Raw genomic sequence first — 20,099 nt, forward strand, 5'->3', positions numbered from 1 at the left:
TACAGTGACTGCCCACCACATATGTACCAAGAAAAACCAACATGAATGAATACCTCGAAAGGTTTTATTCCATGCTGGTTAACTATGACGGTGTACATTGAAGATTATTATATTATATTTTAGATTCGACCAGTTCATCAATCCGTTCGGTATGCGTATATACATTCAGAGAACGACTGCGTATAAAGCCAACGGTCGTAATCCCCAGGTCCTCAGCCAACTCAAGTGCAAGCTCTGTGGGAGCTGACTTGGACAAAACAACTTCACAGCCAATCTTCGCAACCTTCAACAAAATTTCAGACGAAATGCGTCCGCTGAATACTATGATTTTGTCTTGTAATACAATATCATGTTTTAGGCAATGCCCATAGATTTTATCTAGCGCATTGTGTCGGCCGATATCTATTCTGGATAGGATCATCCCGTTTTTATCGCACAGCGCTGCATTATGAACACCACCGGTCTCCTGAAACGTAAGTGCCGAGTTTTGCATTAAATTCATCAAACGGAAACAATCGTCAAAAGACAGCGTAACATGGGTGTCATTCATTCTTTTTGCCACTTTGGCATCATTTATAAAATAAAAGCCCTGTCTACTTTTTCCGCAACAGGAGGTAATGTACCGTTTGGAATGAAAGTTTTGATAAAACTCATTCATTCGACGGGTTTTAATATGAACAAAGCCTTCTTTTTCCTGAACCCAAATATCTTCGATATCATCGTACCGTTGAATGACGCCTTCAGAGGCCAAAAAACCTACTGCCATATCCTCCACATACTCCGGTGTACAAACCATGGTAGCAAATTCCTGCTGATTGATTTTGATGGTCACCGGATGCTCCGTCACCACCGTGTCTTCAAAACGCTTGATCTGACCGTCACGATAACGGAAAATCTCACGTTTTACCTCAGCTGGCTTTTCCATGTGCTCCACTCCCTCATTTCTGACAGGCTGGCTCTTCGGCTCACCCGCCGATGTGTGACATTTCAATTTTAGACGTTGCTTGCTGTGTATGATTCAGTCGTTCCTCTGAATAACGATCGGTACGTTCTCTCCAAACACGCTCAATGTAAGCTCTAATCTCGTCATCGGACTGTTCGGAACGTAGCATCGCGCGAAGCTTGTACCCTTGAGAGGCAAACAGGCACGTGTACAAGGAGCCTTCAGCAGAAATTCTCGCTCGTGTACATGTGGAGCAGAAGGCGTCCGTAACAGACGAAATAATACCGATTTCCCCGTCTCTGTCCTGATACCTGTAGCGCGTCGCCACCTCACCTTTGTACTGGGGTGCGACAGGCTCTAACGGCATATGCTCGTGAATGGCTTCGATGATCTGCTGCTTGGAAACGACCTGATCTAATTTCCAGCCATTGGTGTTGCCTACATCCATAAACTCAACAAAACGTAAAATATGCTTTTTCTTTTGGAAATAGTCGGCCATGGGTACAATATCCTGATCGTTAAAGCCCTTTTGCACGACCATATTTATTTTCACCTGCATCCCTGCTTGATCCGCAGCCTCAATACCATCCAGCACCGCCTTTACACTGCTTCTGCCCCCGTTCATTTGGCGGAACCGATCATCATCGAGCGAATCCAGACTAACCGTCACTCTCTTCAGTCCCGCCTCTCGCAGTGCTGCAGCATATTTAGGCAAAAATACGCCGTTTGTCGTCATTGCAATATCTTCAACCCCATCGAGTTGAGTTAACGAATGAATAAGCGAGGACAAATTTTTCCTCAGCAACGGCTCACCACCAGTAATACGCAGCTTCGTAACGCCCAGCGAGACAAAAATACGGGAAAGGCGTGTGATTTCCTCAAAGGTCAATATTTTTTCTTTTGGCAAAAACGGATAGTCATGGCCAAATATTTCTTCCGGCATACAATATCGGCACCGAAAATTACATCGGTCTATGACGGATATTCTTAAGTCCCGTAACGGACGATTCCATTGATCGTCGCTCCGGTTCGCCATCCTGTTCACCTCAATCCGTCTTCATTAATAAAACTCTTTACCCTTTAAATCGGAACGGTATTTCCGTTCATTTTATACTGAACCAAAAAACCGGCATCACAACAACTTCTTCGCTTATGAATATCGAAGAATCTGCTAAATGCCGGTTAATTTATCTACATCAGGATTTTACGAATCCCACATCATGCGATATAGAAAAATCAAACTAACAAGCGCTGCGACAAATAAAATATACGCGATTCCCACGTACACTCCATTTACGATTGCTCAGAAATAGACTACATTCCTATTGTTAGCAATCCTGGAACGTTTGTCAATGATTTTTCGTTTTCTCAAACGATAATCATTATCAATTAAAAAATTAGTAATGTACCGTTGAACTATCTTAAATTTTACGTTATAGTTACACGAGATAACATGCAGAAAATGACATATCTAAGTTATTCAGAAGTTATTGATATACAGACGGTGCGTACTGTTTGTTATTAATACATATTCAAATGGCGGATTGGCCTCCAGGACCTAGAGCTTGGTCACTACTCCACCATAAACACAAGTGCTGGAACATGAGCACTTGTGTTTATGGTGGAGTTTTTTTATTCCTAATTTTTAAATTTAAAATCTGAAAGGAGCCTGAACCGTGACTGATAGTACGATCAAAATTACATTAAACGGACAGGAACTGAAAACGAAGAGCAGCGCAACGATTCTTGAAGTGATTAACGAAAACAATATCGCCCATCCCCAGCTGTGTTACGTTCCCGAAGTCGATCCGATCCGTACCTGTGACACATGTATCGTGGAAGTGGACGGAAAACTTATGCGTTCTTGCTCGACATTGGCTTCGGATGGAATGAATATTCATTTACATTCGGATCGCGCGAAAGCAGCTCAAACCGAGGCTATGGACCGATTGCTGGAAAATCATCTCCTCTACTGCACCGTATGCGATAATAACAACGGTAATTGTACTTTGCATAATACAGCAGAGCTTATGGAAATTGAACATCAAAAATATCCATATCAACCGAAAGTTGACCCAACAGAAGTAGATATGTCTCATCCCTTCTACCGATATGACCCCAATCAATGTATTGCATGCGGCCAATGCGTAGAGGTATGCCAAAACCTTCAGGTTAATGAAACACTGTCCCTCGACTGGGAGGCTGAACGTCCTCGCGTCATATGGGATGACCGGGTTGCGATTAACGATTCCTCCTGCGTTAGCTGTGGTCAGTGTGTAACCGTCTGTCCATGTAATGCCTTGATGGAGAAATCTATGCTGGGAGAAGCAGGCTTCATGAGTGGCATGAGCAAGGATTTATTAAATCCGATGGTGGATTTAATAAAGGAAGTGGAACCGGGCTATAGTGGGATTTTTGCTATTTCCGAAGCCGAAGCAGCGATGCGCGAAACCCGTACGCAAAAAACGAAAACCGTCTGTACGTTTTGCGGTGTAGGTTGCAGCTTTGAGGTTTGGACCAAAGGTCGCAAAATTTTGAAGGTACAACCTACCTCTGAAGGACCTGTTAACGGCATCTCGACATGCGTAAAAGGTAAATTTGGCTGGGATTTTGTGAACAGCGATCAGCGTCTGACCTCCCCTTTAATTCGTCAAGGTGACGAATTTGTGGAAGCAACCTGGGAAGAAGCACTGAGCCTGATGGCCAGTAAAATGGGAGCTATTCAAGAAACTTACGGTGGCGAAGCACTCGGCTTTATTTCTTCGTCCAAATTTACCAATGAAGAAAACTATTTGATGCAGAAGTTGGCTCGTCAGGTCTTCCAAACGAATAACGTCGATAATTGCTCACGGTATTGCCAATCTCCTGCGTCATGGGGGCTGCAATACACCGGAGGCATCGGTGGGGACAGCGGTACGATTAAAGATATTGCCAAAGCAGGTTTGGTCGTGCTGGTCGGTTGCGCGCCGGGAGAAGGACATCCGGTGCTGGCTACGCGTATCAAACGTGCGCATAAGCTGCACGGTCAAAAGTTAATCTCGGTCGACCTGCGCAAGCATGAAATGGCAGAACGCGCAGATCTGTTCATTCGTCCGAAGCAAGGTACTGATTATGTATGGTTATCCGCTGTAGCCAAATACATCATTGAGCAAAACTGGCATGATGCAAAATTCATTGAAAAGCATGTAAACTTCTATCCTGAATATTTGAAATTGCTAGAGCGATTCACCCTGGACTTTGCCGAACAGGAAACTGGTATTTCCAAAGAGACACTGATTCAGGTAGCGACTATGATTCACGAAGCCGACGGCACTGCCATTTGCTGGGGCATGGGTGTGACGCAAAACATTGCAGGCTCTTATACTTCAATTGCGATTGCCAATCTGCTGCTGGTGACCGGAAACTTTATGCGTCCAGGTGCGGGCGCATATCCGCTTCGCGGACATAACAATGTTCAGGGTGCTGCCGATATGGGTACGATGCCGGATATTTTCCCGGGCTATCAGCCCGTGACAAACGATGTCGTTCGTGCCAAGTTTGAAGCGGCCTACGGCGTACAAATTCCAGGTCAACGCGGACTGGACAACATTCAGATGCTGGAAGCCATTGAAACAGGTAAGCTTAAAGCGATGTATATCGCTGGAGAAGAGATGGCATGGGTGGATGCCGACTCCAACCATACCCAAGAAATGCTGGCGAATTTGGATTTCCTTGTCGTTCAAGATGTATTTCTGAGCAAGACAGCTGAATTCGCTGACGTTATTTTGCCAGCCGTACCTTCACTTGAAAAAGACGGAACCTTTACGAACACCGAACGTCGTGTCCAGCGTTTATACGAAGCACTCCGCCCTATGGGAGACAGTAAACCGGATTGGTGGATTTTCAGCCAATTTGCCAAGCATATGGGATTTGATTGGGATTACAGCCATCCAAGTGAAATTTTTGAGGAAATGGCGTCGCTCACTCCATTTTTCTCCCAATGTAATTATGACGTATTGGAAGGCTGGAACAGCTTCCACTGGGGATCGCCGGATGGTAGCAATACACCGCTGCTGCACACCAACGGCTTTAACTTTCCAGATAAAAAAGCGCGTTTGGGACTTTTCGAATATGTACCACCAAAAGAGTACCCTGTTGAATTCGATCTGACCTTAAATAATGGTCGACTGCTCGAACAGTTTCATGAGGGAAATATGACGACCAAATCGGCAGGCATTCAGCTCAAACTCCCAAAAGTATTTGTGGAAGTGTCACCTGAATTGGCTGAGGAGCGCGGAATCCATAATGGATCGCTGGTTCGACTGGAATCCCCTTATGGTGCGGTCAAGCTACGAGTTCTGGTGACAGACCGGGTGCAAGGAACTGAAATTTATGTGCCGATGCACTCTACCAGCCATGATAGTGCGGTCAATCTGTTAACTGGTGGAGCATTCGATGTGGTCACTCGCACACCGGCCTATAAACAAGCCAAAGTAAGGATGCAAATTTTGGAGGTAGACGGTCAAAATCCATTACCACGTATCAATCCGCGTTACAAAAAGCGTCATCCGCAAAATGGGGTTGAAGTGGACCGTAAGTGGAATCGTCCCGGTTACGTCGATTTGGTGGATCAAAAATAAGGAGGTCGAACCGTGGCTAAGCCTATTTCAATTGTGAGAAAACGCATTTTGACAGAAGAAGAACGGCAAAAACAATCGCTAGATCAGCTTACTGCTGATCTGGCGGACAATGGGGCGGCACTGCAGAAGACACTTGAAATCGTACGTGAGCTGCACGATAGTGGTCTTCTCGAAGCAGCCCAGTCTATGCTAAAGGCTAAAGAAAGCATCGCCAAAATCGCTGTAGGACAAGCGACGCGTAAGCCTGTGACGAACAGCATCAATAATCTCATGGGAGCAGCCGGAATGCTGTCTGAGGTGGACCCCGAGCTGATGAAAAAGCTGACAAACAGCGTTACTAATGGCCTGAACGAAGCCAATGAACATCTAAAACAGAATAAAAAGACTCGTCTGCGCGATCTTATGAAAGCGATGAATGATCCAGATGTAAACCGGGCAATGGGATTTGGCATTCATTTTCTCAAAGGAGTGGGAAAAAGTTTGTCAGATAAATAACTTATAGAGCGTGAAGGTTGAAGACTAGTAACAATGACAATAAAAAGAGCTGGCTCCGAAAACGGGGGCAGCTCTTTTTATTTATTTTTTATCCACTTGCAATAGCGTCACCGTTTTAAGAGAAACAGCATCTTTTATTTGCTCCTCTGCGATGACCTTGAGCTTAAGCAAACTGGCAATCTTCGACGTATCCGGCTTGGAAAACAAGCGCCATAGCTGCGGATCAGGCAGTGAATCATACAGCTTTGTATGATCGTATTCCTTACGGTGCTGCTGCACAATCTTGACCCGATAGTTGCCAATTTCCCAATCTGACACTTCCTGCTGCGCACAATGAGCGGTAATGTCATTACGCAAATCAGTCAGTTCACCTTCAATTTCTTTTTGCTTTTGCTTTAACTGATAGTAGCGACGCACTTTGTTTTCCAATCCCATCACGCTCCTCTGCAAACATATATATGTTTGCAGAAGCGTTTTAGGACAAGTTTTGTGATGTTAGGATTGAAGGTATACCTGCAAAAGCATTTCCCGGGTAATGGAAAGATTCATAAGTTGAACCATCACCATCCAAACTTTATTTCAGGATTTTGCAAAATCCTCATTTAGGAACATTCGTCCCTGGATTTACAGGCCCTGCTCCTCGAGATTTCCCCTTACGCTTCATATAATTGGCCCAGTATGCCGTCAGAATAGGTACTAAAATCGAGGTCACAATGACTGAAGCGGCAACTAATGCCGTTGCAGATTGCGCAACAGGCAGGAACTCAGGCTTGATATTGGCGACAATGACTGGGTTCGCTACTGCTGCACCTGCTGTACTGGAAGCTGCAATTCCTGCTGTACCGTTGCCACCACCGATATATTTGTCCGCCAAAATTAGTGGAATACCTGTAACGAGAATGACAAAAATACCCAATAAAATACCAAGCATACCTGTCTGGACAATGACACTCAAGTCAATGGAACAACCAAGTGCAAAACCGAAAAATGGAATTAAGGCTTGCGTTGCGTTCCCAAAATACTTTCGGAAATCATGATCCAGATTGCCCAACATAAAGCCGATCAAAAATGGTAATACCGCCCCCACAAATGTCTGCGGTTCGAAAACGGCCAGTCCGGTGCTACCCAAAATAATCATGGTCACTAATGGACCCGATTCCAGTGACATCAGTACAAATGCTCCCGCCTCTTCCTTGGAGCCATACTGCTGCATAATGGAGGCGTATAACCCGCCGTTCGTCATATCCATAGCCGAGATCAGCGCCAGCACCGACAAACCTGCAAATAGCCCACTTTCTACACCCCCAACAGGCAGCAATCTGGATGCAATGATCGCCACTACCCACGCGACCGCGATTTTAGTCAATACGAGCGTTCCTGATTTACGCAGCACAGTACCCGTCGCTCGCACATCTATAGAAGCCCCCATACAAAAAAACCACACTGCTAAAATGGGTACCGTACCTGTCATCAGCCCCTTGGTAAAAGATCCAAAATAGTCGCCTGCCCATGGAGTAAATGTATGAAAAAGTGCGCCAATAAACAGCGGCACCAGCATAATGCCCCCTGGAATTTTATCAATGTTTTGTTTGATTTTCATAACTTCGTTCAACCCTTTCGTTTTTGCCAATGCAAAAACAAGGCCGTGTCACTTGCGGCTCAAACCGAGCTCGGGAATCAGTCTCGCGAAGGTATCATGACTCTCCTTCAGTTGTCGCGCGAATGCCTCTGCATCCTGGACACGCAATCCCAACCCATGCTTACGCATTTCCTCCCTGAATTCCTCGTCTTTCGTCCCCTTGATCAGTGCATCCGTTAGCGTTTGAGCAACTGCATCCGGTGTATCCTTAGGCACAGCCAGCCCTCTCCAAGTGCCGATAAAATGTACACGCAGCCCAGTGGCTTGCTGTAGTGTCGGCACTTTTGGAAACGCTTCCGAAATAGTGTCTGACTGGATCGCCAGTATGCGAAGTTTCCCTTCGTCCACGTATTTCTTCACTTCTGCGGGACTGACGGGTACAGCATCCACAAATCCGCTCATTAAAGCGGAGACGGCTGGGCCTGCCCCCTCATAAGGGATATGGGTAAAGCGGACTCTGCTTTTCTGCTCCAGCATTGCGGCAGCAAGGTGCCATATGCTCCCTGTGCCTGCATTCCCCATTTTAAGCTTGCCGGGATGGGCCTCAGCATCCTCCAGAAATGCCTCCGCTGTCTTCCATGGTGCATCCGCCCGGACCGTAATAGCGGAAGGGTCCATATTGGTTTGAAGCAGAGGTTTAAATCGCTCATAGGTGAGCGGCAGCAGTCCCAAATGAGGCAACGTAGTCAGCTCAGCGACCAGATACGTTACAGTATAACCGTCCGCCTGCGCCTCAGCCCCTTCCATCAGCCCGACAGAACCGCCTCCTCCCGTTCGATTAACGACGATGATCGGCTGACCGAGATGCTTTTCGGCAGCTTTCGCCAACGCTCTCGCGGTAATATCCGTACCGCCTCCGGCTGCATAAGGAACGACGAGGGTTATTGGCTTCGTAGGAAATATACGGCTGTGATCCTGCAAGGTGCGGTGATCCACATATTCACTGATACTCAAGGCAGAAAGCATAGCTACTCCCGCCGCAACCAGCACATATTTTTGCCATGGCTTTTTCTTCATTACGTTTCCTCTTCTCCAAAAATGGACTGGGCCCGTCATGCGCCCGTTTTCACCTCCAACGTTTTCGGTCTTGTTGTTTGCGTTTACATGAAGTCAATGTACCGCAACGTGGAGGGCTACAGCTATCGCTTAATCTTCGTATTTATCTTCTATTTCGCCAAAGTATCGGCCTTTTGACCGATCTGCATATTCATTGGAAGATTTGCTGATTTGTCTGAATTTCCCTGGGGTCACTTGCTTATGCTTGCGGAATACCCGAATAAAACTGTTCTCATTTCGGTATCCGACCTGCTCTGCAATTTCACTGATTTTCAAATGGGTTTCACATAGTAGAGTGCTTGCCTTTTTTACGCGTAATCCAGTCAAATAATCGTAAACGGTAGTCCCTGTTTCTTCCTTGAACATACTGCTCACCGAGGACACGCTCATGTGAACATGATCCGCAATTTCCTGAAGTCCGATGTTCAAATGCAAATGATGTTCCATATACTCGATCATCTCTTGTACACGCACAAAATCTTTGGACTGAATGCGTCCGTGCCATTTTTCTTCAATATCAGTCAACATAGTGACCAGCAATACCTCAATGTCTTGAAGGTCTAGCGTCAGAATCTGATTCCAGTGGTAATCAGCAAGCTGATCCGGCGGCGTCACACTCTGAGTGGCACACCATTTTAGCAAATCTTCCAGCAATTCATGAACAAACAAGTAGACCTGGGCTGGGGATGTTCTGTGGAGTCGAAGTTCTTCTACCCAGTGGCTGATTAGCTTTACACTTGCACCAGGTTCCTGCGACTCCAGGGCATGAATTATTTCCACACGCCGATTGTCCAACAATGTTGAATCCTGAATTTGCTCCTTTGACTGTTCATCCACTGTATTATCCTTTTTCACACTTAGGCTGCTGTCCATATTCGTGTATGAACGTCCATACCCCTCGTACAAACGCAAATTAAGGGCCTCTTTTCCTTTTATAAAAGATGCCCGTGCCTCTTGAATATCCGTGACCATATGACCAATCCCTATAGAAATGGTCAAAGGAAGATACTCACCGACAACCTGAATCAGTCTATCAACGCTTTTGTGAAGCAAAATACTCTCTTGGAGGGCAGTCTCCGAACCAACTTCAACTTCATTCGAACTCTCGCTGTACTGTAACAGCCCAATAAAACCACTTTCCTCTTCCGGCGAGCATACTGCTTTCCAGTAAGGTTCGAGCATCTCTAGCAAAATATTGTTCAGCGCATACTTGAGCAGCATTTTATCCTCTTCTGGAAAGCTTGCAGCCCACGCAGAATATCGGTCGATGGACACGATCATGACAAACAAAGAATTACCGTCCCAATCGGAAAAATACTGTTCCCATTTCATACGCATTTCCTGTATGCCCATTCTACGCTGGATGACATCTTCCATATATTTGGAACGCAGCTCCGGCAGGCTTCGCTCTACCACCAATGATTTGCGATGAAACTCTCCAACCAGTTTGCTAATCACAGGTTCCAGGTCATACAATCCTCCTTGGCGCGTTCCCTTATTGCCCGAATTCAACAGGCTATTAATTTTTTTCATGGGGCGAAAAGCTGCATAATTGTAATAGTAAACTGCTGAGCACCCAGCCAGTATGGAGATAAAGGCCAGCCACAGCATCATATTGCGCGCCAGCTTTACATTTTTCAGCAGCTTGTCCATCGGAACGAGCGAGACTAGACGCCAGCCCGTTACATCAGAAAAGGTTTGGTTCGCCATATATTCCATATTCCCTATCTCCACATAAGCATAGGGGCTCACATCCAGCTCTTTCAAAACCCTGCCCATATCATTTAAGGGTAAGGACGATCTCAGCTTGGGATAGATCAACTCGCCCTCCAGATCATACACGTATTGCGAGTTGGATAAATGAATATATAGTTTGGAGAAAAAACGGTCGTAATCCAGATTGATTAGCACCGCACCCATGACCTGACCATTCTCTACTATGGGCCTGGCCAGCGAAAGCAGCTCTAACGTCCCCTGCTCACGATCGGTGCCGTACCATCTCCGCTTAATCAACAACGGCTTTTTTTGAATGTCCTGAATCCAGGGAACCCATGTGGTATCCGGTGCCTGCTTCCAATCAGGCATGTAACCATAATTGCTGGATACGAGAGCATGATTGTCCAAAGAAATCACTTCAACCGAATAAATTTCTTCGTGTGAAGAAAGGGTTTTCAAGTATTTCTGAAGCCGATCTATGACGGAGGCGTTATCTTCCAGCGATTTCCTATCCGTTTGGACACGTACAAAAGCCTCTACATCCGGATGATATGCTGCATCCAGCGCCTTGTTATCAGACTCACGAAAAGCCCGATTGGTTACATCCAGATTGATTTGCAATAATTCTATATTGGGTGTGTTCAGCTCGGTATCCAAACCTTCACGGTATCCTGAATACGATAGCAAGCCGATCACGCTAATCACGAGCGACACACACAAAGTGAGCAGTAGAATCAGTCTTGTCTGTTTATTTTTCAGTATCAATCGAAGCTTAAGTCGCAACATTCCCGTAACTTCATCCTTCCGGACTTCGTTGTCCATCTTCCTCTTGCCCATATACGTGGTGACATATTCTCCCTAAATCTATTTGACGTAAGAGTTGGAATTCCCTGCCTATGTAAATCAAACTTAATAAAACTTCATATAAGTACATCATTAAAATAAAAAAAGAAGAAGTCTCCCTGTGTTAGGTAGAACTTCTTCTTTGGCTGCTTATATTCATTATTTAGCAAAAACAGATACTCGCTTCACAGGTTTTAGTTTGTCTTTTCCACCTGAAAACGATCCAGTTCCCGCTGCATTTCCTCGCGAATCTGACGAAGCTCTTTTACCTTCTCAGCCGATTCCTCAAATGAACGCTTCTGCTCTACCGTGGAAGCCGTAATCTCTTCGCTGCCTGCGGCGGATTGCTGAGTGATTGCGCTGATATTTTCGATTGCTTGCTGCACCTGTACGCTCAATTCTCGCGATACATTCATGTCCGTTGATAGCTTGCTGACTTGGCCGGCAATTTGCTGCACCTTGCCACTAATCTCTGTAAACGATTCTCCGGTCGAGGAGGTTGCCTTCTCCTGCTCACGGAACAGCTCCTGACTTTGCGCCACAGAAGTCTTCACTTTATCCATAGCCTGCGTAATACCGTCAACTGCGGTATAAATTTTCTTTACAGCAGACTCTGATTGATTCGCCAGCTTTTTCACTTCATTGGCAACCACAGCAAAACCTTTTCCTGCTTCACCCGCACGTGCAGCCTCAATAGAAGCATTCAAGGACAACAGCGATGTTTGGCTGGCAATTTCGGATACGTATCCAGTCATGGTTGTAATCTCGGCTGCATTAGCTTCCAGCTCCTTGACTGTCTGCTCCACTTCGGACATGGCTGAACGATTTTCTGCAACAATACGCAGTTGATCGCTCATGACCCGCGTACCCTGCTCAATGACACGCAAAGCATCCTCACTATACGCGGTCGATTGAGTGGTCTCCAGCAGATTCGATTCAAACTTTTGTTGCATCTCGTCCACAACACCAACTGTCGACGACAGATCCTCAGCAATTTTCTGACTGCCTATCGCCAGTTCCTCTGTTGACGTGCTAACTTGTGTCACAATTTCCTTCATGGCCTCATTATGGTGATCAATATCCTGAGCCATCAGATCGACACGATTACCCGCCTGATCAATGGAGAGTACAATGCTGCGCAAGTTCCCGATCATTACCCGGAAAGATTCATTGAGCTCGTCCAGCTCATCGCGTCCCTTCGTTTGTGCGAGCTGAACGGTCAGATTCCCCTCGGCAATTTGCTTTGCGGCATCCGTTAACTTGCGTGTTCTAAGGGCAAGCTGCCTGGAGGTGTATGTATTATATAGCCCAACTGCCACCAGAAGTAGAACTGCACCTGCTAAGGCCAATTGCCAAGTAAAACGAATGCTCTTGGTCAAATCTTCTGTGTATTGGTCATAACGTGCCTTGGTCAGCAGATCCAGCATAAATACATCGTTCTGAATCCCCTGAGCGCGCATGGCCTCCCGCTTGGACTCCGGACTGTTTTGGGTACTCATTGCTTTCTCCGTTGCTACTTTCAATTGGCTGAATTTTGTTTTAATCGTATCCAGTCGTTTTTGCTGTTCTTCGGTCTGCATCATGCCCTGTGAAAGCAAAGCAATCGTCTTTTCAGACTGAGTCAGTTGATTTTGCACATCAGCTTTGTTGCTCTCTGTCATGGAAGCAGAATAATTTTGCAACGCCTGTCCCGACTGAATCAAATAGGCATTGAGCTGCTGTACATTCAACATAGCCGGAACCAAATTACTACTTTGCGAGTTAATACGAATTAATTCAAAAATGATATATGCCACTAAAGCCAGACAAGCGATCAAGGAAATCATCGCATTCAGCACCAGTTTACCTTGCAGTTTCATCAGCTTTCATCCTCCGTTTGCGAAAATTTATTGGGTGGGAACAGTAAGTGTGCCGGATTTGATTTTTTCCTTTAAATCATCCAACAACTTTTGCTGATCTGGACTCAGTGTCACGACACGAATAGGCGCTAAACCTACGCCATCTTCTGCAAGACCAAACACCATATCCTTCTCCGTAAATTTTCTTTGATGATCTGCAAAGCCTGTGACTGCTGTATAAATTGCAATGTCTACATTTTTAAACATCGAGGTCACTACCGCCTTTTCCGCAATAAAAAACTGGTCGCTATCGACCCCGATGGCTAATTTTTGCTGTTTTTGCGCTTCCTGTAGCGCACCTACGCCCGTGAGACCTGCGGCTGCAAAGATAACATCAATCTGATCCTGATTAATCATGTCATCTGCAATTTTCGTACCCAGTTCCGGCTTTCCAAAATCTCCTGCATACGTTGCAGTAACTTTGGCATTAGGCTTGACTGATTGCACCCCTGCGCGGTACCCAATTTCAAATTTTTTCAACAGAGGAGATTCCGCACCTCCAAGAAAACCCACCTGTTCGGTGCGACTCGTCAAACCGGCAACGACCCCAGCCATAAAACTGCCCTCTTCTGCTTTGAAGCTAATAGAGGCCACATTCGGTAAATCTGATTTCTCATCCACGATTAAAAATTTACGGTCTGGGTATTTTTTGGCAATGGATTCCATACTGTCCTTCACCATATAACCCAACCCAATGATTAAATCCGCTTTTTCTTGAGCAAGCTGCTCAAAAGCCGCATCATACGTCTTGGTCTCCGTTATTTCCCGGTATTCAAAAACAATCTTCCCCTCATCCCGTGCCTTGACCAAACCTCGAAAAGCCGCGTCGCTGTAAGATTGGTCACCCAGACCAATATCTGACAGTACGATTCCCACCTTAATGGGTTCGGCCTTGGTTTGTACGTCTGATTGCCCACATGCACTTACCAATAATGCAAAGATCGTGACAATGGGAATCCACCTAAAAGTTAATAATAGAGCTCGTTTCTTCATGACATATCACCTCAACATAAAATGCAAATCCCCAACATCTTTATATCGGTTATAAAAGCATATTTTTTCATAAGAGTTTCTGTAAATTCATTGTTAATAGAAGTGTGATAAGTGTGATGTCTTTGTTTATTATGTAAAAAATGTATATTTTGCTTTGTTTTTATTATACGAACTGTCCAAATTCATTTATTTTCGTTTATACCGGAAGAATAAAGTGTAATTTGGAAAACATAGGTACTCTGAAACCATCACCCTATTTCAATCTGAAAGGAGCAACATTTAAAATGACTTCGACCCATTTAATTCCACAACCCAAAACATATGGTCCCTTAGGAAATCTGCCCTTGATCGATACACATGCCCCTGTCCAGTCTCTGGTTAAGCTTGCTAATGAGTACGGTCCCATCTTTCGCATGGATCTGCCTGAAGGAACGAACATTTATATTTCCGATCATAAGCTGGTGGCAGATGCTTGTGATGAATCCCGTTTCGATAAGCAGGTGTGGGCTCCCTTACAAAAAGTACGAGCTTTTGCTGGAGACGGACTATTCACAAGCTGGACTGAGGAACCGAACTGGCGCAAGGCCCACCAAATATTGCTACCAAGCTTTAGCCAGCGGGCTATGAAGGGTTACCACAATATGATGCTTGATCTTGCGGTTCAGCTGGTGCAGAAATGGTCTCGGCTCAATCCAGATGAAAGTGTAGAGGTACCGGAAGATATGACCCGGCTGACTTTGGATACCATCGGATTATGCGGCTTTAATTATCGTTTTAACAGCTTTTACCGCGACCAGCCCCATCCGTTCGTGACCAGTATGACACGCGCACTGGATGAAGCAATGGGTCAGTTGCAACGCCTCAATTTGCAAAACAAGCTGATGTTATCGAAGAAAAAACAGTTTAAACACGACATCGAAACGATGTTCTCTCTGGTGGACAGCATTATTCAAGAACGCAAAACCCTGGGCAACCAAGGTGAAGAGGATTTACTGGCACGTATGCTGGAAGGCAAGGACCCGGAGACAGGTGAAACGCTGGATGATGAAAATATCCGTTATCAGATCATCACCTTCCTCATCGCCGGTCATGAAACGACCAGTGGGCTTTTATCCTTTGCCATTTACTATTTGCTTAAAAATCCACGAACGCTAACCAAAGCCTATGAAGAAGTGGATCGCGTGCTCACCGATTCGCTGCCTTCCTATACTCAGGTGCGTGAGCTCAAGTACATAAGGATGATACTGAATGAAGCTCTGCGGCTATGGCCGACAGCACCCGCCTTCTCGCTCTTCGCCAAAGAAGATACACTGCTCGACGGAACCTATCCGCTTAAAAAGGGCGACAGTGTAAATGTACTCATCCCGAAACTGCACCGTGATACCGAGGCTTGGGGTGAAGATGTTGAGGAATTTAGACCGGAACGCTTTGAGGACCCATCCGCCATTCCACAAGATGCCTATAAACCGTTTGGCAACGGTCAACGGGCCTGTATTGGACAACAGTTTGCCTTACAGGAGGCCACCCTTGTGCTGGGTATGGTACTGAAACATTTTGAGCTGATTGATCATACTCATTATGAGTTGAAAGTCAAAGAGACGCTCACACTCAAGCCTGAGGGCTTCAACCATTCAAGTACGACCGCGTAGCACACAGACTGCCGTCATGCTGCCAGGTGCCGCTCAAGAACTTCATGAACATGAGGAACAAAAAGTTGCAGCTCCTCATGCCGAAAAACATGATACTTCTTTGCTGTCTTTGTACGGCTCGAATCTGGGTACAGCTGAGGGACTTGCGGGTGAACTAGCCGATTTAGGTCGGAATTGGGGTTTTAACAGTAGCATAGCAACTCTGAATGAACATGTGGACCATTTGCCTAAAGAAGGCGTGGTACTTATTACGACTGCATCTTATAACGGACATCCGCCGGATAATGCTGATGCCTTTGTAGAATGGTTGAAGCAGGTAGACGAGGGCCAACTGGCAGGCATAAGGTACGCTGTCTTTGGTTGCGGTGACCGGAATTGGGCCAGCACGTATCAGCGCATTCCAAGGATGATTGATGAGCTAATGGCTGCCAAAGGGGCAAAGCGACTGTATGATCGGGGCGAGGGCGACGCCAGTGGTGACTTCGAGAAGGATTGGGAAGTCTGGAATCGCGGCCTATGGCCGGAATTGCTGAATGCTTTCGGGATAGAGCACAGTGATACAGAACCACAGGACACCAGCAGTCTGAGCATAGAGTTTGTAAGCGACGTACTTAGCGCTCCTCTGGCGGCCAACTATGAGGCAACTACTGCCGTTGTTACCGCGAATCATGAATTGCACGCTGCTGAAAGTGAACGCAGTACACGGCATCTGGAGATCCAATTACCAACCGGATTGTCCTATCGTGAGGGTGATCATCTGGGTGTTTTGCCGCGTAATCCTGCTTCGTTGGCGAATAGAGTAATGCAACGCTTTAAGTTACAGGATCAAGACTACATCGTATTGAGAGGCAGTGACCGGGATGCGGCGCATCTCCCCTTAGATCGGCCTGTCAGCGTAGGAGATTTGCTCACTCTCAGTGTGGAACTGCAAGAACCGGCAACGAGAGCCCAGCTACGGCAACTAGCATCCTTTACAGTGTGTCCACCGCACAAGAAAGAAATCGAAGCTTTGCTAGAGGATGCTACCTTTGATCAAGAGATACGACAGAAGCACGTCACGATGCTGGATATTCTGGAGAAGTATCCAGCCTGCGAGCTGCCATTTGAAAACTTTATCTCGCTGTTACCACCACTCAAGCCTAGGTACTACTCCATCTCAAGCTCTCCGCTTGAATCGGAGAATTCAGCGAGTATAACCGTGGGCGTCGTGCGTGGGCCAGCCCGTAGCGGACAGGGCGAATACCTGGGAATTGCCTCCAACTATTTGGCGCAGCTCCAACCAGATGATCCAATTGTCATTTTTGTGCGTAAGCCTCAGTCGGACTTCCGTTTGCCGGAAGATCCGACGGTGCCTGTCATCATGGTCGGTCCGGGCACTGGAGTGGCACCATTCTACGGATTCCTCCAAACCCGCCATGTACTTAAGGAAAGAGGGGAACAGCTCGGCGAGGCTCACCTATACTATGGCTGCCGTAATCCTAAGCTTGACTATCTGTACAAGCAAGAGCTGCAAGCCTGGGAGCAGGAAGGAATCGTTACGCTTCATACAGCCTTTTCACGTCTGCCCGATCAACCCAAAATATACGTGCAGCATGTCATGAAAGAAGATGCAGACACTCTGATTCACTTGCTTGATGAAGGAGCGCATCTGTATGTATGCGGTGATGGTAGCCGGATGGCTCCCGATGTAGAAAACACCCTTTGTGCTGCTTACGCGGAAGCACACCATACCAGTAAAGAAGAAGCACAGCAATGGTTGGATCGTCTCCAACAAGAAAAACGCTATGCCAAGGATGTCTGGACAGGCATCTAATGATAACAATATAAGAACAAGCAACATGTTAAAAAATAAAAGGGGCTGCTTACTGGCCTTCAAACTCGTCGCCAGTAGTTCAGTCCCTTTTATGATTATCTTTCGCTCCATTTGGAAGCAATCACATCTACTTTACTTTCTAATAGGTCCATAACCTCCTCACGGTGCCTAGCCTTGAATAAATCTATGATGTCGATCAAGTCGTTGCGATCTAATAATTTAACCCCGTTGACAGCAGCAAGTGTTTTACAGGATTCCGTATAACGTCCGGAGGTGATGACGATAGACTTGTCGGCCGCATAATAACGCATAGAGGTGTAAATTTCCTGTACTGCTCCCAAGCCCACCGGATGTTGTACGCCATAACGTTTGGCCTGTATGACAACTCTGACGCCTTCACGGTCTGTAAAAACCAGATCCGCTCCAAAATCCCGGCTACTGGTTGTTTTATAGATGTCCTTATAGCCAAGCGCGGATAATAACCGTTGCAAATAAAGCTCAAATTCCGAGCCATCCTCCATACGATCTATATCCTGAATTCCAATTTTGCGTGGGTCCAGATCACGTAAAATCCGATTTCTGCGACCGCGTATCAGTCCTCTGATGATGAGCGCAAACAACACTAAAAGTACAATGAGCCCTATTCCTAATTCCTTGTATGCCAATAATTTCTCTAGCAACATCCAACTCTCCCTTTTCTACCATAAGCGTAGCCGTATCATCCTTAACAGGGAACTCCCCTATGCACGCTGGCTCCCCTATTACATCTCTCTTTATCACATAACAATAGCCCCGCCAGATTCGACGGGGCTATCTTCGTCTTGCCTCAAAGCTGTCTAAGTTCCATACTCCGCATCATTATTCGCGATTCAGCAAAGATTCTCCGGCAATACCAGGCTGAGTCATTTGGTACGGGTCCAATATAATGTCCAACTCTTCCTCGGTCAGTACATTATACAGCAGGCACAGCTCGCGCACCGATTTCCCAGTCGTAATTGCTTCGCGGGCAATACGTGATACTACCTCATATCCAAGGTGGGGATTGAGTGCTGTAATAATACCTACACTGTTCTCCACATATTCACGGCACCGCTCCACATTTGCTTCAATTCCTTCTACACAATGTATACGGAAAACGTGGAAGCCCTGCTTCATAATTTCCAGCGATTGCAGCAGATTGTAGACAAGCACAGGCTCCATCACGTTCAGCTCCAGCTGGCCCGCCTCTGAAGCCAGGCAGATCGTATGATCATTACCAATGACCTGAAAAGCAATTTGGTTAATGACCTCACACATCACCGGATTTACCTTGCCTGGCATAATGGATGACCCTGGCTGACGAGCAGGCAGACTCAGTTCTCCCAGACCTGCACGAGGTCCGGAAGCCATTAAGCGGATGTCATTTGCCACCTTAGACATATTCATCATACAAATTTTCAAGGCGGCAGACACTTCAGTATAAGCATCCGTATTTTGTGTAGCATCTACAAGATTTTCGTCAGCTTCCACAGGGAAGCCACTGACGTCTGCCAGTACCTCTGCAACACGCTGAATATAACGACGGTCTGCATTCAGGCCAGTACCCACCGCAGTTGCACCCATATTAATCGTTAGCAGGTGCTGCTTGGTCGCACGCACGCGTCCGATATCACGACCCAGCACACGCGCATAAGCCTGAAACTCCTGTCCTAATCGGATTGGCACTGCATCCTGCAAGTGGGTTCTACCCATCTTAATCACACTATCAAACTCATTGGCCTTGCGGGAAAATGCTTCCTGAAGCTCACTCATGGTAGCCAACAGCTTATCAATCATGCTTAATACAGCCAAGTGTACGGCTGTAGGAAAAGCATCGTTCGTCGATTGCGCCATATTAACATGATTATTAGGACTGATCTCCTGATAATCTCCGCGTTGCTTGCCAATCAGCTCCAACGCGCGGTTCGCAATCACTTCATTTGTATTCATATTAATGGACGTGCCTGCGCCGCCCTGAATTGGATCGACGATGAAATGATCATGCAACTGTCCTTGTATAATCTCATCAGCAGCCTGAATAATGGCCTCTGCTTTGGAGCGGTGTAAACGAGTTAGTTCCATATTTACCGTCGCTGCTCCCTTTTTCACGATCGCCATGGCTTTAATCAACTCAGGGTGCAGTCGTTGGCCTGTAATTGGAAAATTTTCTTTTGCCCTCAGCGTTTGTACACCGTAATAGGCATCTAATGGTACTTCCTTGGTACCTAAAAAATCATGCTCCAACCTCATATTCTCTGATTCCTCCGCTGTGTTTGCTACGTTCTTCAATTCAGTACAGCCAAATTGACATAAAAAGACCTGTTCTGATCCCCTCTTCATTATACTTTCCGATTCCCGTGCTTTACCAGTCGAATAAACGCGGAAAAAGGTTATGTAATCCTATGACAAGTTATGAT

Annotated in this window: 12 protein-coding genes and 1 pseudogene; 3 read left to right on the forward strand and 10 right to left on the reverse strand. The window is 46.1% G+C overall.

All coding sequences use genetic code 11. The features are described from left to right. Positions 1-112: 112 nt before the first annotated feature. The gene (fdhD, locus tag MKY35_RS17650; protein WP_039274507.1) at positions 113-925 is read right to left on the reverse strand and encodes a formate dehydrogenase accessory sulfurtransferase FdhD; all 813 of its coding nucleotides are present in this window, start codon (positions 923-925) and stop codon (positions 113-115) included. A 40-nt stretch (positions 926-965) separates the two neighbouring features. Beyond that, a complete protein-coding gene (moaA, locus tag MKY35_RS17655) occupies positions 966-1,979 on the reverse strand; it encodes a GTP 3',8-cyclase MoaA (RefSeq protein WP_039274505.1) in 1,014 nt (337 codons plus the stop codon). Between the two features lie 640 nt (positions 1,980-2,619). Here moaA and fdhF point away from each other — a divergent pair. After that, positions 2,620-5,562, forward strand: a complete 2,943-nt coding sequence (gene fdhF / locus MKY35_RS17660) for a formate dehydrogenase subunit alpha (RefSeq protein ID WP_342444369.1) — start codon at positions 2,620-2,622, stop codon at positions 5,560-5,562. A gap of 12 nt (positions 5,563-5,574) precedes the next feature. Continuing rightward, the gene (locus MKY35_RS17665; RefSeq protein WP_342444370.1) at positions 5,575-6,057 is read left to right on the forward strand and encodes a DUF1641 domain-containing protein; all 483 of its coding nucleotides are present in this window, start codon (positions 5,575-5,577) and stop codon (positions 6,055-6,057) included. A gap of 81 nt (positions 6,058-6,138) precedes the next feature. On the opposite strand, the gene MKY35_RS17670 is transcribed toward MKY35_RS17665, so the two are convergent. From MKY35_RS17670 to MKY35_RS17695, 6 genes are all read right to left on the reverse strand, one after another. Beyond that, positions 6,139-6,492 (reverse strand): hypothetical protein, encoded by a 354-nt coding sequence (locus MKY35_RS17670; protein ID WP_029515421.1) that lies wholly within the window; start codon positions 6,490-6,492, stop codon positions 6,139-6,141. 163 nt (positions 6,493-6,655) lie between these two features. Beyond that, positions 6,656-7,657 carry a 2-keto-3-deoxygluconate transporter gene (kdgT, locus tag MKY35_RS17675; protein WP_342444371.1) on the reverse strand — a complete coding sequence of 334 codons (1,002 nt, stop codon included), beginning with the start codon at positions 7,655-7,657 and terminating at the stop codon, positions 6,656-6,658. A gap of 48 nt (positions 7,658-7,705) precedes the next feature. Continuing rightward, a complete protein-coding gene (locus MKY35_RS17680; protein ID WP_342444372.1) occupies positions 7,706-8,713 on the reverse strand; it encodes a tripartite tricarboxylate transporter substrate binding protein in 1,008 nt (335 codons plus the stop codon). 129 nt (positions 8,714-8,842) lie between these two features. Beyond that, entirely contained in the window at positions 8,843-11,290 is a 2,448-nt protein-coding gene (locus tag MKY35_RS17685) for an AraC family transcriptional regulator (RefSeq protein ID WP_342444373.1), read from the reverse strand. A gap of 215 nt (positions 11,291-11,505) precedes the next feature. Then, a complete protein-coding gene (locus MKY35_RS17690) occupies positions 11,506-13,170 on the reverse strand; it encodes a HAMP domain-containing methyl-accepting chemotaxis protein (RefSeq protein ID WP_342444374.1) in 1,665 nt (554 codons plus the stop codon). A gap of 27 nt (positions 13,171-13,197) precedes the next feature. Beyond that, positions 13,198-14,202: a BMP family ABC transporter substrate-binding protein gene (locus tag MKY35_RS17695; RefSeq protein WP_342444375.1), complete on the reverse strand. Its 1,005-nt coding sequence runs from the start codon at positions 14,200-14,202 to the stop codon at positions 13,198-13,200. 284 nt (positions 14,203-14,486) lie between these two features. On the opposite strand from MKY35_RS17695, the pseudogene MKY35_RS17700 reads away from it, so the two are divergent. Further along, positions 14,487-17,664: pseudogene (locus MKY35_RS17700) on the forward strand (bifunctional cytochrome P450/NADPH--P450 reductase). 95 nt (positions 17,665-17,759) lie between these two features. On the opposite strand, the gene MKY35_RS17705 reads toward MKY35_RS17700, so the two are convergent. Together MKY35_RS17705 and aspA are read right to left on the reverse strand one after the other, a co-directional pair. Then, the gene (locus MKY35_RS17705) at positions 17,760-18,347 is read right to left on the reverse strand and encodes a restriction endonuclease (RefSeq protein WP_029515428.1); all 588 of its coding nucleotides are present in this window, start codon (positions 18,345-18,347) and stop codon (positions 17,760-17,762) included. Between the two features lie 175 nt (positions 18,348-18,522). Further along, the gene (aspA, locus tag MKY35_RS17710) at positions 18,523-19,932 is read right to left on the reverse strand and encodes an aspartate ammonia-lyase (RefSeq protein WP_322252254.1); all 1,410 of its coding nucleotides are present in this window, start codon (positions 19,930-19,932) and stop codon (positions 18,523-18,525) included. Positions 19,933-20,099: the final 167 nt, after the last annotated feature.

Origin of the sequence: Paenibacillus sp. FSL L8-0638 (assembly GCF_038593075.1) — a bacterium.
Taxonomy (GTDB): Bacteria; Bacillota; Bacilli; order Paenibacillales; family Paenibacillaceae; genus Paenibacillus; species Paenibacillus polymyxa_D.